The organism is Lutimaribacter saemankumensis (genome assembly GCF_900100005.1).
In the GTDB taxonomy this organism is placed as follows: domain Bacteria; phylum Pseudomonadota; class Alphaproteobacteria; order Rhodobacterales; family Rhodobacteraceae; genus Lutimaribacter; species Lutimaribacter saemankumensis.
In genome coordinates, this window is sequence record NZ_FNEB01000006.1 from 89,976 (window position 1) to 104,770 (window position 14,795).

Consider the following 14,795-nt stretch of genomic DNA (forward strand, 5'->3'; position numbering starts at 1 on the left):
GGATCAGAAGCGGCTGTCCGCGATGCGCAATTCGCGGGCGCGGGCCAGAATCGCATCTTCGACGGCGGTGCGGGTGCCGGCGGCGACCGGACGGCCGCCCCGTGTCTGCAGCGCGACGACAAGGCTGCGGGCGTCGAGTGCGGGGTCTTTGATATAGACCGTCGCGCGATAGGACTGTCCGCCGCCCGGCGGCGTGCCATAGCCGAACACGATCACGCCGGTGAACGGGTCGATGGACTGCACCGGCATGAAGTTCAGTACGTCCAGCGACGCATTCCAAAGGTACCGGTTTACCGCGACTTCTACATCGGGATCGGTGCGGCGGAAGATGTCGAAGATCGAACTGCCGGGGGTGCGCATGGCCGACCGGCCCTCGAGCGGCATGCCGGCCCGGTCGAAATTGCTGTTCTCGTCCGTGGTTTCGGTGCCGGGGGCACCGCCCAGCCCGCTTCCTGACCCGCCGCCGAAGCTGCCGAAGCCGCCACAGGCCGTCAGCGACACAAGCGCAAGCCCTGCCATGGTGATTCTGAACGCGCGCGAATAGGTCATGTGCGGCCTTACCCCCTGCAAAATCTACCTCCGTCCTACCCAAGCGTCGGGGCGCGGGCAAGGGATTAGTTCTTTTCGTTCTGGCAGCCATATGCCGGGACCCCGAAAGGAGTGTGGCAAAGCTGCACCATCTTGCCGCCCAAAAACCCGGCACTGTCCGGTGCGCTTGCAAACACCCCCCGAAAAGAGCGAGAGACTACGCCATACCCAAATCGGATTCCCCGTTTTGGGGCGCATGACTGAAAACCGAGGGAACAACGATGAAAAACATCATTCTCGCAACGACCGCTCTGGTTGCTACCGCAGGTGTGGCAGCAGCGGACGTGTCGATCAGCGGCTACGGCCGTTTTGGCGCCGTTTACAGCAACAACGCCGATGACTGGAACACCGCAAGCCGTCTGCGTCTGCAGTTCGACGTGTCGGCAGAAACCGATGGCGGCATCGTCTTCGGTGCTCGCCAGCGTCTGCAGACCGAAGAAAACGCAACCGGCAACGGTGGCAACGGTGCACGCTTCTACATGACCACCAACGGCTTCACGCTGGCGATGGGCAACATCCTGGGCGTGATCGAAGCAGCTCCGAACCTGTACCTGTCGACCAAGTCGGCTGGTGTCGGCCTGGAAGGCAACGGCTTCTACTCGCTGGCAGCTAACACCTCGTCGAACGGCGGCCGTTTCGCATGGACCGCGTACAGCTCGGGTGGCGCAGGCGCAACCGAAGGCGTTGAACTGCTGTACAACATGAACGGCTTTGGCGCTCACCTGCACAGCACCGACGTCAGCACCGGTCTCGGCCTGAACTACACCTTCTCGGGCTACACTGTTGCAGCAGCCTACGAAGACTTCGACAACGGCGACAGCATCCTGTTCGCAAGCGTCGGCGGCACCATCGGCCAGGTTGACGTTGCTCTGGCGTATGCCGACACCGAATTCGGTGGCGCAAGCGCACAGAAATGGTCGCTGAAAGGTGGCTACGACTTCGGCACCGGCCTGACCGTGTACGGCTTCGTCGCATCGGAAGACAGCCCCGCCAACGAATCCTATGGTCTGGGCGCGTCCTACGACCTGGGTGGCGGCGTTTCGCTGGAAGGCGGCGTGACCAAGACCGACGACATCGCAGACGACACCATCATCTCGATGGGTGCATTCTTCTCGTTCTAATTCAGAACGGAAACTGCATAGGGAAGGGCAGGTCGCTTGACCTGCCCTTTTCTTTTTGCCCGGCATTGTGTTTTGTGGCCGCGACCAAGCGGGAGGCATGAGACATGGGGCTTGAGGATATTCGCGCGCGCATCGCCAAGGCCGAAACAGAGGCGGGGCGCGATCCGGGAAGCGTGACGCTGATCGCGGTCAGCAAGGTGCAGCCGCTGGACCGTGTCGAAGCCGTTCTGGAGCAGGGACACCGCTGTTTCGGTGAAAACCGCGTGCAGGAAGCGGCGGGCAAGTGGCCCGATTTCCGCGAGCGCTTCGACGGGATCGACCTGCACCTGATCGGCCCATTGCAGACCAACAAGACGCGGCAGGCCTTTGGACTGTTTCAGGCGATTCATTCGGTGGATCGGCCCAAACTGGCGAACACCATCGCCCGTATCGCGCAGGAAGAGGGCCATTGCCCGGATGTGTTCATCCAGGTGAACACCGGGGAAGAGGATCAGAAGGCGGGCATCATGCCGGCGGATGCGGATGCGTTCATCGCCGAATGCCGCGCCATGGACCTTCCGGTGCAGGGCCTGATGTGCATCCCGCCCGTCGATGAGGAACCCGCGCTGCATTTCGCTTTGCTGGGAAAGATCGCCGCGCGCAACGGGTTGACGGGGCTGTCGATGGGGATGAGCGGCGATTTCGAGAAAGCGATCGCGCTGGGGGCCACGCATGTGCGCGTGGGCAGCGCGATTTTCGGTGAACGGGTCGCGCCGGATTCGGCCTGACCGACGGATTGATCCACGATTTCAGGGAACGATCAGGCGCGTTTCGTACCGGATATGCCGTGCGATCCAAAGCAGGTGGTCGCGGCGGAAGGCGATGCAGCCCTCGGTCGGGTAATGCGGGCGGCGCCATTGGTGCAGGAATATGGCCGAGCCGCGCCCCGGCACGGCCTGCGGCCAGTTCCAGTCGGTGATCAGCACAAGATCATAGAGCGGGTCGGCGCGGCGCAGCCTTTCGTGGCTGTGGGGATAGGGCGCGCGGACCATGAGGTTGTAATCCTCATGCCGCGGATCGTCGGACCAAAGATCCGAGGGGCCGATCGGCGCCGCCCAGTCGGTGGGCCGGGCCATGCAGTCCGGGCGGTACAGCAGCCCGACGATTCGGTGCGTTCCGCGCGGCGTCGCGCCATCGCCTTCGCGCTTGTTGGCTGTTAGGTCGCCGCGCCCGATGCTGCAGGGAAACCGCCGGCCCATGAACCGCAGGTGCGTGGGTGTCAGGACGAGATCGGCCGGGGTCATGCGATACCCGGAGCGTTTGCAGGCACAGACATCCCCTGCATCACAGCAGATGCCCCGATTTCGCGGCTTTCGTGGCCAGGTAGGCGCGGTTATGCGCGGTTTCGCCCAGTTTCAGCGGGACGCGCTCGGCCACCTGCAGCCCGTGCTTTTCCATCATCGCGATCTTGCGCGGGTTGTTCGTCAGAAGACGGACCGAGGTAAAGCCCATGGATTTCAGTATGTCGGCGCCCAGTCGGAAATCGCGTTCGTCATCTTCAAACCCGAGGCGGTGATTGGCCTCGACCGTGTCGAAACCCTGATCCTGCAGGGAATAGGCGCGCATCTTGTTGGCAAGGCCGATACCGCGGCCTTCCTGGTTCAGGTACAGCAGCACGCCCGCGCCTGCCGCCCCCATCTGCGCGAGCGCGCCGCGCAGTTGCGGGCCGCAATCGCATTTCAGGCTGCCCAGAACGTCGCCGGTAAAGCAGGCGGAATGCAGCCGCGCCAGGACGGGTTCGCCTCGTGGTGGGTGGCCGATTTCAAAGGCGTAGTGTTCTTCGCTGCCGTCGGCAGGGCGAAAGATATGAAGGCGGCCGGCTTCGGCGGCCTCGGTCGGGAGGCGGGCGCTGACCACCGGGTCGGGATGCGGGCTGGCGGTCATCAGCGGTGCCACCAGGGCGGCAGGCAAATGTGTCAGCGCGTTCGACGCGGCAAAACCGGCAGGGTCGGGCAGCTCGAGCAGCAGCGCGGCAGGCAGCAGACGCGCGGATTTTGCCAGGCTGATGGCAAGGCGGTGCAGGTCGGCCGATCCTTCGCGGTAGGCCAGGAACGGGCCCTTCATCGGCATTTCCAGATCGTCCGCCGGATCGGCCACCGCCAGAATCCAGGGCAGGCCCGCATCAGGGGGCAAGTGCAGCCGGGCCAGATCGTCGTCATAGGGGCGCGCCTTGAGCGTCGTGGCGCGCCGTGCGGTGATCGCAAGAACCGGAGCGCCCCCCATCGCGCGCAGATCGGCCAGCCGCGCAGGTGTCAGAGTTTCGGCTGCCAGCGCCAGCGCGCCGCTGCCATCCGCCCCGGTCAACACGACAGGCACGCCCATGCGCAAATCGGCGCGGGCGCGGGCCAAAAGCTCGGGCGGGGTGGGGGCAAAGCTCATGCGCTGTCCTTTCGGACTTGATTTAGCCGTTCCGTGTCGGATTTGAAACATATCTCGCGCAGGCTACACGTCCGCGTGAGTGGATTGCAGCAATTCTTGCCGTTCGGGCGCGGCGCGCTCATCTCCCATATCAAGTAAGGAAAAGGAGGGCGTATCATGGCGCAGCTCAAGAAAATTCTGCTTGTGGACGATGACGAAGACCTGCGCGAAGCGCTGAGCGAACAGCTGGTCATGACCGAGGATTTCGACGTTTTCGAAGCCGGCAACGGTGCGGAAGCGATGCAGAAGGCCAAGGAGGGGTTGTACGACCTGGTCATTCTTGACGTTGGCCTGCCCGACACGGACGGTCGTGAATTGTGCCGATTGATGCGCAAGCAGGGCGTGAAGGCGCCGATCCTGATGCTGACCGGGCATGACAGCGATGCGGACACGATCCTCGGGCTGGATGCAGGCGCGAACGATTACGTTACGAAGCCCTTCAAGTTTCCGGTGCTGCTGGCGCGTATCCGGGCGCAATTGCGCCAGCACGAGCAATCCGAAGACGCCGTTTTCCAGCTTGGGCCGTACACGTTCAAGCCGGCGATGAAGATGCTGATCACCGAAGACGACCGCAAGATTCGCCTGACCGAGAAGGAAACCAACATTTTGAAGTTTCTCTACCGCTCGGCCGAGGGCGTGGTGGCGCGCGATGTGCTGCTGCATGAGGTCTGGGGTTATAATGCCGGGGTGACCACGCACACGCTGGAAACGCATATTTACCGGCTTCGCCAAAAAATAGAACCAGATCCGTCAAACGCGCGCCTTCTTGTTACCGAATCCGGCGGATATCGTCTGGTGGCGTAAGGTATTCCTGACTCTTCCTGATCCAGATCAAGGTGTATGATCGTATACAGGTTAAGTTAAACTCATCCCGTCGCATATCCGGGTTATGATATGCACCTCCCTGTTGGACTTGGCCCGGGCTTTGCCCGGGTCTTTTTTTTGCCGCCGTCCCGATTGCGGGGGGCGAAAGGGGGGACGACCCGATTGACCTCTCCCATCGCGCGTGTGGCTGTGCTAGGCGCAAGGCAATCGAACAGAACGGGAGCCCGCGTATGCCATTCACCCTTGCCACATGGAACATCAACTCGGTCCGGTTGCGTGCGGGGCTGGTGGAAAAGCTGCTGCGCGAGGAAGCACCGGATGTGCTGTGCCTGCAGGAATGCAAGAGTCCGGTCGAAAAGATCCCGGCTGAACAGTTCGCCGCCCTTGGGTATGGCCACATGATCGCGCGTGGACAAAAGGGATATAATGGCGTGGCAATCCTGTCGAAGCTGCCGATCGAGGATGTGGGCGATATGGATTTCGCGGGTCTGGGCCATGCGCGGCACATCGCGGGGCGGCTGGAAAACGGGGTCACGATCCATAATTTCTACGTACCGGCAGGCGGGGATGTGCCCGACCGAGAGGCGAACGAGAAATTTGGCCAGAAACTGGATTACCTGACCGAGATGCGGGACTGGTTTCATGGCGACCGGCCGGAAAAGTCGATTCTGGTGGGTGATCTGAACATCGCCCCGCGCGAGGACGACGTCTGGAGCCACAAGCAGTTGCTCAAGGTCGTGAGCCATACCCCGATCGAGGTTGACCATCTGGGACAGACTCAGGAGGCCGGTAGATGGGTCGACATCACCCGGCAAGATATTCCTGACGGTCAACTGTATTCCTGGTGGTCCTACCGGGCCAAGGATTGGGACGCCGCAGACAAGGGGCGGCGTCTGGATCATGTCTGGGCCACGGCCGATATTTCGAACGCGGGCCATTCCAGCCGTATCCTGCGGGATGCGCGCGGATGGGAGCAGCCCAGCGATCACGCACCGGTTTTCGCGACATTCGATCTGTAAGGGCAGCAGCCCAATCCCCCTTTGAAATCCCGAACGCGAAGGCGCATATAGGGGCAAAGTTGCGAAAGGATGCATAGGACCATGCTGGAACTTGGGCAAAACACTCCCGATGCGAGCGATCTGATCAAGGATGTCGGCGAAGAGGCCTTCATGGCCGAAGTGGTCGATGGTTCGGCCGAGGTGCCGGTGATCGTCGATTTCTGGGCGCCCTGGTGCGGCCCGTGCCGCACGCTGGGCCCGATGCTGGAAGACGCGGTCAAGGCCGCGAAAGGCGCGGTCAAGATGGCCAAGGTGAACGTGGACGAGGCGCAGCGCCTTGCCAGTGCGTTGGCGCAGCAGGGCCTTCCGCTGCAATCCATCCCCACCGTCGTGGCCTTTTACCAGGGCCGCCCGGTCGACATGTTCCAGGGCGCGCTTCCGCAATCCGAGATCAAGGCCTTTATCGATCGGGTCGTGCAGGCCGCGGGCGGCGATGCCAGCGGCGGGCTGGACGAGGCCGTTGCCGCCGCCGAAGAGATGCTGACGCAAGGGGCCGTGGCGGATGCCGCACAGACCTTTGCCGCGATCCTGGGCGAAGAGCCCGCGCATGCGCAAGCCTATGCCGGGCTGGTGCGTTGCTATGTCGAACTGGGACAGCTGGACGAGGCCGAGGCGACTCTGAACGGCGCGCCTGCCGAGATCGCAACCAGCGCCCCGATCGAAGCGGCGCGCGCGCAGTTGGAACTGGCGCGCCAGGCCGAGGGCGCCGGTCCGCTGGACGAGCTTCATGCAAAGGTCGAAGCCAACCCCGACGATCATCAGGCGCGTTACGACTATGCCCAGGCGCTTTATGCCAAGGGGGACGGCCAGGCTGCCGTTGATCAGTTGCTTGAACTTTTCCGGCGCGACCGCGAGTGGAACGATGGGGCCGCCAAGGCGCAACTGTTCACGATTTTCGAAGCGTTGAAGCCCAATGATCCCGTGGTGTTGAACGGCCGGCGCAAGCTGAGCTCCATGATATTTGCCTGACCCGCTTCGGGGCCTAAATCAAAGGCATGGCGCAACCGTTCGACCTTCCTGACGTGATCCCCGTGTTTCCCTTGCCGGGCGCATTGCTTTTGCCGCGTGCGCGGCTGCCGCTGCACATCTTCGAACCGCGTTACCTTGCGATGCTGGACGATGCGCTGAAGGTGCCGGATCGCCTGATCGGGATGGTGCAGCCGGTGAAGGGACGGGAAACGCCGCATGGCCCGGCCTTGCAGCAGATCGGTTGCGCGGGGCGCGTGACCCAGTTTTCGGAAACCGAGGACGGCCGGTATCTTATCACCCTGACCGGCGTGTCGCGGTTTCGGGTTCTGGACGAGATCGAAGGTTTCACCCCCTACAGGCGGGTTCGTGCGTCATGGGACGGGTTCGACCGCGACCGCGGCGGCGAGGAGGGCGACAAAGGGTTCGACCGTGCCGCCCTGATGAAGCTGCTGGAGCGGTATTTCGATGCCAGAAGCCTGCGCACCGACTGGGATTCCTTGCAGGAAGCGGATGACGAATTGCTGGTGAATTCGTTGTCGATGCTTCTGGATTTCGATACCGAGGACAAGCAGGCGCTGCTTGAGGCGCCGTGCCTGACCACCCGTCGCGAAACGCTGATGGGGCTTTTGGAATTCGCGCTGCGCGGGGGCGGCGACGGCGAAGAGGTGATGCAATGAGTGAGCCACAGCAATTGTTCGACCGGCGCATGCTCGAGGCACTGGTCTGCCCCAAAAGCGGTGCGGTTCTGGAATACGACGCCGACCGGCAGGAGCTGATTTCCAAGGCGGCGCATCTTGCCTATCCCATCCGCAACGGCATCCCCGTCATGCTGGTCGACGAGGCGCGCAGGCTGGATTGAGTGGGCACTGCCCGACCGAGGCCGCGCGATGCCCTTGTTTGTGGGGGCGGTTCAGATGCAGCGCCCGCCATCGACCTCCATTGCGACGCCTGTGATCATGCTGGCCTCGTCCGAGCAGAGGAAGCATGCGGCATTGCCAAGGTCTTCGGGTGTGGAAAAGCGTCCGATCGGGATGGTCGACAGGAATTTCGCGCGCATCTCGGGCGTGTCTTCACCAAGGAAACTGGCCAGAAGCGGTGTTTCGCCCGCAACAGGGCAGAGCGCGTTGACCCGGACTTGCCGCGGGGCCAGTTCGACCGCCATCGTCTTGGTCGCCGTCACCATCCAGCCCTTGGAGGCGTTGTACCAGTTCAGGTTCGGGCGCGGAGACAGGCCCGCCGTCGACGCCACGTTCAGGATCGCGCCGCCCCGCTGTTTCATGTGCGGCACCAGAGCGCGGGCGGTCAGGTAGACCGATTTGCAGTTCACCAGGAAGACGTGGTCGAATTCCTCGTCCGTGACCTCTTCCATCGGTTTGGGCAGGTGTGTGACGCCGGCGTTGTTCACCAGGATGTCGACATGGCCCATTTCCGACAGCGCCTTCTTGGCCATCTCAGCCACGGCGCCGCCATTGGCCACGTTACAGGCATGGCCGAAGGCGCCGCCCCCGACCTCTTCGGCGATGCCGTCGGCCCCGTCGGCGTTGATGTCGACGACCATCACGCGCGCGCCTTCGGCTGCGAACTTGCGCACGATACCCGCGCCAAAGCCGCTGGCCCCGCCGGTGACGATCGCGGTTTTTCCATCCAGTCTCATGGTTTTCTCTCCCTCGTGATGCGGCGCGCCTTACGGGCGTGCCGTGTTCCAAAAAATATCTTCGATGCCCACCATACGGGCGAAGCGGGCGATTTCCGCGTCCAGTTTTTCCACGCGCGCCGCCCCCCATTTGACGCCCGGTTCGGGCCAGAAGCCGGTGACTTGCATCCTGCCCGCACTGCGGTCGGCCTTGATCTCGATCCGGCCGACGAAACGGTCGCCTTCCAGAAGTGGGTAGACGTAATAACCCCAGCGGCGCTGGGCGGCGGGGACGAACATCTCGTTGCGATAATCGAAACCGAACAGCCGGGACAGCCGGTCGCGATCGCGGATCGCGGGATCGAACGGATTGAGGATGCGCAACCGCGTGGTCGGGGCAGGGGCCTGCGCCAGCCGGGTTTCGATATCCGGGTGGGCCAGCGCGTCGCGCCACGTGCCGTCGGCGGCCTGCACGCGCACGGGTACGGTTTCGGCCTGTGCCGCCCAGTTGCGGGTTTCCGGTGCCGTGGCCACGCCCCAGAAACGCTGCACCTCGCCCGGGGTCGCAATGCCCAGCCGGTCGAGCGCGTCGTCGGCCAGCCGCAACAGGGCCTGCGCATCCCCGGCCGGGTCGTGATCGGGAAAGACCCGTTCCCCGAGATCGTAGAACTTCACGAAATTTTCACGATGCGACGTGGCCAGGTGCCCCGCATACCACATCTGGTCCAGCGCCTTCTTGTGCGGCGGGCGGGCCCACATCTCGCGGATTTCCGCCTTTGAATCGAAGGCGTGGGTGGACAGCGGCCCTTCCTGCGCGATGCGGTCGCGGATGCGGGCGATCTCGGCCTGGCCCAGTCCTGACTGATACCAGGGCGCGCGGGCGGCGCGATCGCCCAACCTGCGGAACTGCACCTGCCAGAGCGGCAGGGTTTCGACGGGCAGGAGGCTGGCGTCATGGGTGAAATGTTCGAACAGCCGGCGTTGTGCCAGCAGTGGCCACAGCATGCCTTCGCGGTAGTTCTGGTTCCGGGTCCACAGGATGTGGTTATGCGCGCGGGTCACGTTGCGGATCGTGTCGATCTGCAACAGCCCAAGCGCGCGGATCGTGCCCGCGACGTCCAGCGGCCCGGTGGGTGTGGGCGCAAGACCATTCGCCCAGAGCCACAGCCGCCGCGCATCGCGGTTCGATATGTCGAGCCGCGCGGTCACCCGTGGAACGCGGCGACAGTTTTCAGCGTGGTGAAGCCATACATCGCCTCGAACCCCTTTTCGCGGCCATGGCCCGACTTGCCCATGCCGCCGAACGGCAGTTCGACCCCGCCGCCCGCGCCGTAATTGTTGATGAAGATCTGCCCGGCCCGGACCTTGCGCGCCATCCGCATCTGGCGCGCGCCGTTCTGGCTCCAGATACTGGCGACGAGGCCGTAATCCGTGCCGTTGGCGATGGCGACGGCCTGATCCTCGTCATCGAAGGGGATGACGACCTGAACCGGCCCGAAGATTTCGGATTGCGCCAGCGCGTGATCGGATTTCACCCCCGAGAAAAGCGTGGGCGGCACGTAGTAGCCACCGTCAGGCAACGCGCCCATATGCGCCTGGGCCGCGATTTCCAGATCGGCGCCCTGGTCGAGATAGCCCGAAACGATCCCTTTCTGCTTGGCCGAAATCAGCGGGCCGACATCGAGGTCGTCCATCGCCGGCCCGATCCGAAGCGCAGCGTAGCGCGCCGCCATCATGTCGAGCAGCCGGTCATGCACGCTGCGATGCACCAGGATGCGCGACGAGGCCGAGCAGGTTTGCCCGCAGTTCTGGATGCCCGCATTCACGAGGAACGGCAGCGCCGCGTCCAGATCCGCATCGTCGAACACGATCTGAGGGGATTTCCCGCCCAGTTCCAGCGTCACCGGTATCACGTTCTTCGCCGCGGCCTCCTGCACCATCACGCCGGTGCCGACCGACCCGGTAAAGCTGATGTGGTGGATGCCCGGATGGGCGGTCAGGGCTGCCCCCGCCTCGGCCCCGAGGCCCGGAACAACGTTCAGCACACCATCGGGCAGGCCCGCGGCCTTGGCCAGATCGGCAAAGGCAAGCGCCGTCAGGCAGGCATCTTCGGCCGGTTTCAGAACGCAGGTGTTCCCGGTGGCAAGCGCCGCACCGACCGAACGGCCGATGATCTGCATCGGGTAGTTCCACGGTACGATATGTCCCGTCACGCCATGCGGTTCACGCAGGGTGTAGACGGTGTAGCCGTCGAGATAGGGGATGGTTTCACCCATAAGCTTGTCGGCGGCGCCGCCATAGAATTCGCAATAGCGCGCCAGCGCCACAGCATCGGCGCGCGCCTGTTTCAGCGGCTTGCCGACGTCCAGCGCCTCGATCCTTGCAAGCTCATCCACGCGTTCGGTCACAAGCTGGCCCAGACGCAGCAGGATGCGCCCGCGTTCAGCGGCCGACAGGCGTGCCCATTCGCCGTGGCGGGCGGCTTCGGCGGCGCTGACGGCGGCGTCGATATCGTCGCCGGTTCCGCGCGCGATCTCGCCGATCTGCGCGCCGGTGGAGGGATCGTAAAGCGGCAGGGTGCCGCCCTGTGCCGGGGCCACCCAATGGCCGCCGATCAGGCATTTCGCGGGGTCGAACCAAAGCGGCAGATCAATGCTCATGGGCCAGTTTCCTTACGTCTTGCGGCAGCTGCGGGGCGGCTGCGATCAGTTGTTGCGTGTAGGGGTGTTGCGGGTCGGCAAAGACCTGTGCGGTTTCACCCTGTTCGACGATCTTGCCGGCCTGCATCACCAGCACCCGGTCGGTGATCGAGCGCACGACGGACAGATCGTGGGAAATGAACAGGTAGGTCAGGCCGAACCTGTCCGAGAGATCCGCCAGCAGGTCCAGCACCTGCGCGCGAACGCTGACATCCAGTGCCGAAACCGCTTCGTCCAGGATGATCAGGTCGGGCTTGATGATCAGCGCGCGGGCGATGGCGATGCGCTGGCGCTGCCCGCCGGAAAACTCGTGGATATACTTGCCGGCATCGTCTGCCGACAGCCCTACGCTTTCCAGCGCCTTGGCGATGGCGCGGTCGCGGTCGGCCCCGGCGGGCGGGTTGTCGAGCAGGTGGAAGGGTTCGCAGACAAGCCGCCCGACCTTGTGGCGCGGGTTGAAGCTGCCATAGGGATCCTGGAACACCACCTGCATCCGGCGGCGCACGGCGCGGTTGGGCTTGTGGCCGGCAAAGACCGGCGCGCCATCCAGCGCGATGGTGCCGGATTGCACCTCTTCCAACCCCAGGATCGCGCGGGTCAGCGTGGACTTCCCGCAGCCGGATTCCCCCACGAGGCCAAGGTTTTCCCCCCGGCGGATGTCAAAGCTGACGCCGTCCACCGCCCGGAACGTGCCGGGCGTTCCCCACAGCCCCTTGCGCGGGGTGGGGTAGTCGCGGATGACGTCGCGCACCTGCAGCAGGGGGGTGTCCTGCGGCGCGCCTTCGCGGTCGGGGACGTGATCGGATGCCGCCAGAAGGGCCAGCGAATAGGGGTGACGCATCCCGCGCAGCAGGGATTGCGCCGGACCCTGTTCCACCACCTCGCCCCGGCGCATGATGACGATGTGGTCGGCCATGTCCGCCACCACTGCAAGGTCGTGGCTGATCATCAGCAGGCCCATCCCGTCCTCTTGCACCAGCCGTTTCAGCAGGGTCAGGATCTCGGCCTGGGTTGTGACGTCCAGCGCGGTGGTGGGTTCGTCGGCGATCAGCAGCTTGGGGCGCAGGGCGATGGCCATCGCGATCACAACGCGCTGGCGTTGCCCGCCCGACAGCTCGTGCGGATAGCGCGACAGCGGGAACCGGTCCTGCGGCAGCTCGGCGCGGGTCAGCGCCTCGGCGGCGCGGTGGCGGGCGTCCTCGGCGCTGGTGCGTTCGTGGATGAGGATGGTTTCGGCAACCTGTTCACCGATTGTCTTCAGCGGGTTGAGCGCGGTCATCGGTTCCTGGAACACCATCGACACGTCGTTGCCGCGCAGGCGGCACAGGTGGTCCTCGGACAGGGCCAGCATCTCGTGCCCGGACAGCGAGATCCGCCCGGAACAGACGGACCCTTCGGGCAGAAGCTGCATCACCGAAAACGCGGTCATCGACTTGCCCGATCCGCTTTCGCCGATCACGCCGACGATCTGGCCCGCTTCGACCGACAGGGAAACGTCGCGCAGGATGGGCGTCCCGCGAATATCGAGCGACAGGCCGTCGATGCGCAGAAGCGTCATTGCCGGTCCCTCCTGAGCCTGGGGTCGAGCACGTCACGCAACCCGTCGCCCATCAGGTTCAGCCCCAGCACCGTCAGCAGGATGGCAAGGCCCGGAAACAGCGCCATGTGGGGCGCGAAGCTGACCATGGTCTGGCTGTCGGCCAGCATCCGGCCCCAACTGGGCGTGGGCGGCTGCGCACCAAGCCCGACATAGGACAGGCCCGCCTCGGCCAGGATGCCAAGGCTGAACTGGATCGTGCCCTGCACGATCAGCAGGTTTGTGACGTTGGGCAGGATGTGTTCGAAACTGATCCGCGCCGCGCCCTTGCCCGCGACACGCGCGGCCAGCACGAAATCCCTTGTCCAAAGCGACAGCGCGCCCGACCGCGTCAAGCGCGCGAAAACCGGGATGTTGAAGATGCCGATGGCGATGATCGCGTTCAGCGCCGATGCCCCGAACACCGCCGTGATCATGATCGCGATCAGCAGTGACGGAAAGGCGAACACAAGGTCGTTGGCCCGCATGATCACCTCGTCCAGCCAGCCGCCCCGGCGTGCCGCCGCGGCCAGGCCCAGGGGCACGCCCAGTCCCATGCCGATGCCCACGGCCACCAGCGCGACCGCGATCGAGGTGCGCGCGCCCACCATGATCATGCTCAGGATGTCGCGGCCGAAATGATCGGTGCCCAGCGGATGCGCGGCGCTGGGCGGCTTGATCTTGTTGGCGATGTCCATCTGCGTGACGTCCTGGGGAACCCAGGCAAAGCTGAGCAGTGCCGCCAGCAGGAAAATCGCGGTCAGGCCCGCGCCAAGAACGAGGTTGCGGTTCATCGGCGGCCCCGCAATCTGGGATCGACGGCGGCATAGGCCAGGTCGACCAGGAAATTGACCAGCACCACCGCAAAGACCAGCAGCATGACCACCGATTCCACCACGATCAGGTCACGCGCCGAGATCGCCTGGAACACCAGGCGGCCCAGGCCGGGCAGGAAGAACACGTTCTCGATGATGATCGCCCCGGCCATCAGGAACGCGAATTGCAGGCCGATGATCGTCAGCACCGGGATCATCGCGTTTCGCAGCGCATGCCGCCACAGGGCCTGTCCACGGGTCAGCCCCTTGGCGCGGGCCGTGCGCACGAAATCCTCGTTCAGGGTATCCAGCAGCGACGACCGCATCACCCGCGCCAGGATCGAGGCCTGCGGCAGCGCAAGCGCGATGGCGGGGAGGGTCAGCGATTTCATCGCGGCGAAAAACCCCGCGTCCCAACCCGCAAAGCCGCCGGCATTGAACCAGCGCAGGTTGATCGCGAAAACCAGGACCATCAGCATCGCGAACCAGAAATTCGGGATCGCCACGCCCAGTTGCGTGACGCCCATCACCGCGATGTCGGCAGGCTTGCCACGCCGCGCCGCGGCCCAGATGCCCGCCGGAAAGGCGATGAGCGTGGACAGCGTCAGCGCATACAGCGCAAGCGGAAGGCTGACCTGAACCCGGTCGAGGACCATCTGCGCAACCGGCGTGCGATAGGTGTAGGAGGTGCCGAAATCCCCCACCAGCATGCCGCCGACCCAATCGACATACCGTTCGACCGCGCCCTTGTTCAGGCCCAGCTCGTCGCGCAGAGCGGCCAGCGTGTCTTCCTGTGCGTTCAGCCCCAGCATGAAGGCCGCCGGATCGCCCGGCACCACTTCGAGCGACAGAAAGATCACCAGCGACGCCACCCAGAGCGTCACGACCAAGGATACCAGCCGTTTCCCGATAAAGCGCAGCATACCTGCCCTGGCCACCTTTCCCGTTAAAAAGGGGAGGGCGCGCCCTCCCCCTTCATCTTGCAAAAAATACTCCCGCCGGAGGCGCAAACGCGCTGCCGCCCGTGCCGCGCGATACCGCGCCACGGGCGGTG

Annotated in this window: 16 protein-coding genes; 7 read left to right on the forward strand and 9 right to left on the reverse strand. The window is 64.4% G+C overall.

Features of this window, described 5'->3' with window-relative positions; translation table 11 throughout:
* Positions 1 to 3: 3 nt before the first annotated feature.
* Positions 4 to 549, reverse strand: a complete 546-nt coding sequence (locus BLT50_RS12190; protein ID WP_090028975.1) for a DUF3576 domain-containing protein — start codon at positions 547 to 549, stop codon at positions 4 to 6.
* 260 nt (positions 550 to 809) lie between these two features.
* On the opposite strand from BLT50_RS12190, the gene BLT50_RS12195 reads away from it, so the two are divergent.
* Positions 810 to 1,709 carry a porin gene (locus BLT50_RS12195; protein WP_090028976.1) on the forward strand — a complete coding sequence of 300 codons (900 nt, stop codon included), beginning with the start codon at positions 810 to 812 and terminating at the stop codon, positions 1,707 to 1,709.
* A 104-nt stretch (positions 1,710 to 1,813) separates the two neighbouring features.
* Complete coding sequence (locus BLT50_RS12200) at positions 1,814 to 2,476, forward strand: YggS family pyridoxal phosphate-dependent enzyme (RefSeq protein ID WP_090028977.1); 663 nt, start codon at positions 1,814 to 1,816, stop codon at positions 2,474 to 2,476.
* Between the two features lie 21 nt (positions 2,477 to 2,497).
* Here the strand turns inward: BLT50_RS12200 and BLT50_RS12205 are convergent, their stop codons facing one another.
* Together BLT50_RS12205 and ribA are read right to left on the reverse strand one after the other, a co-directional pair.
* A complete protein-coding gene (locus BLT50_RS12205; protein WP_090028978.1) occupies positions 2,498 to 2,992 on the reverse strand; it encodes a L,D-transpeptidase family protein in 495 nt (164 codons plus the stop codon).
* A 40-nt stretch (positions 2,993 to 3,032) separates the two neighbouring features.
* Positions 3,033 to 4,127, reverse strand: a complete 1,095-nt coding sequence (ribA, locus tag BLT50_RS12210; protein WP_090028979.1) for a GTP cyclohydrolase II — start codon at positions 4,125 to 4,127, stop codon at positions 3,033 to 3,035.
* A gap of 156 nt (positions 4,128 to 4,283) precedes the next feature.
* Between ribA and BLT50_RS12215 the strand changes: the two genes are divergently transcribed.
* The 5 genes from BLT50_RS12215 to BLT50_RS12235 all read left to right on the forward strand — a co-directional run bounded on the left by BLT50_RS12215 (position 4,284) and on the right by BLT50_RS12235 (position 7,877).
* The gene (locus BLT50_RS12215; protein WP_090028980.1) at positions 4,284 to 4,970 is read left to right on the forward strand and encodes a response regulator transcription factor; all 687 of its coding nucleotides are present in this window, start codon (positions 4,284 to 4,286) and stop codon (positions 4,968 to 4,970) included.
* A 251-nt stretch (positions 4,971 to 5,221) separates the two neighbouring features.
* Entirely contained in the window at positions 5,222 to 6,010 is a 789-nt protein-coding gene (locus BLT50_RS12220; RefSeq protein WP_090028981.1) for an exodeoxyribonuclease III, read from the forward strand.
* Between the two features lie 81 nt (positions 6,011 to 6,091).
* Entirely contained in the window at positions 6,092 to 7,018 is a 927-nt protein-coding gene (locus tag BLT50_RS12225) for a thioredoxin family protein (protein ID WP_090028982.1), read from the forward strand.
* A gap of 26 nt (positions 7,019 to 7,044) precedes the next feature.
* On the forward strand, positions 7,045 to 7,695 hold the full coding sequence (locus BLT50_RS12230; RefSeq protein WP_090028983.1) for an LON peptidase substrate-binding domain-containing protein: 651 nt from the start codon (positions 7,045 to 7,047) through the stop codon (positions 7,693 to 7,695).
* Positions 7,692 to 7,877, forward strand: coding sequence for a Trm112 family protein (locus BLT50_RS12235; RefSeq protein WP_090028984.1), 186 nt, complete (start codon positions 7,692 to 7,694; stop codon positions 7,875 to 7,877). The genes BLT50_RS12230 and BLT50_RS12235 overlap by 4 nt, the downstream gene beginning before the upstream one ends.
* 51 nt (positions 7,878 to 7,928) lie before the next feature.
* Here BLT50_RS12235 and BLT50_RS12240 read toward each other — a convergent pair whose 3' ends face one another.
* Genes BLT50_RS12240 through BLT50_RS12265 form a run of 6 tightly spaced genes read right to left on the reverse strand, consistent with a single transcriptional unit; the run spans position 7,929 to position 14,664 of the window.
* Positions 7,929 to 8,672: an SDR family oxidoreductase gene (locus BLT50_RS12240; RefSeq protein WP_090028985.1), complete on the reverse strand. Its 744-nt coding sequence runs from the start codon at positions 8,670 to 8,672 to the stop codon at positions 7,929 to 7,931.
* A 30-nt stretch (positions 8,673 to 8,702) separates the two neighbouring features.
* Complete coding sequence (locus BLT50_RS12245; RefSeq protein ID WP_090028986.1) at positions 8,703 to 9,860, reverse strand: winged helix-turn-helix domain-containing protein; 1,158 nt, start codon at positions 9,858 to 9,860, stop codon at positions 8,703 to 8,705.
* Complete coding sequence (locus BLT50_RS12250; RefSeq protein WP_090028987.1) at positions 9,857 to 11,311, reverse strand: aldehyde dehydrogenase family protein; 1,455 nt, start codon at positions 11,309 to 11,311, stop codon at positions 9,857 to 9,859. The genes BLT50_RS12245 and BLT50_RS12250 overlap by 4 nt, the downstream gene beginning before the upstream one ends.
* Positions 11,301 to 12,908 (reverse strand): ABC transporter ATP-binding protein, encoded by a 1,608-nt coding sequence (locus tag BLT50_RS12255; RefSeq protein WP_090028988.1) that lies wholly within the window; start codon positions 12,906 to 12,908, stop codon positions 11,301 to 11,303. The genes BLT50_RS12250 and BLT50_RS12255 overlap by 11 nt, the downstream gene beginning before the upstream one ends.
* Positions 12,905 to 13,720, reverse strand: a complete 816-nt coding sequence (locus tag BLT50_RS12260; protein ID WP_090028989.1) for an ABC transporter permease — start codon at positions 13,718 to 13,720, stop codon at positions 12,905 to 12,907. The genes BLT50_RS12255 and BLT50_RS12260 overlap by 4 nt, the downstream gene beginning before the upstream one ends.
* Positions 13,717 to 14,664 (reverse strand): ABC transporter permease, encoded by a 948-nt coding sequence (locus BLT50_RS12265; RefSeq protein WP_090028990.1) that lies wholly within the window; start codon positions 14,662 to 14,664, stop codon positions 13,717 to 13,719. Before BLT50_RS12265 ends, BLT50_RS12260 begins: the two co-directional genes overlap by 4 nt.
* Positions 14,665 to 14,795 lie beyond the last annotated feature (131 nt).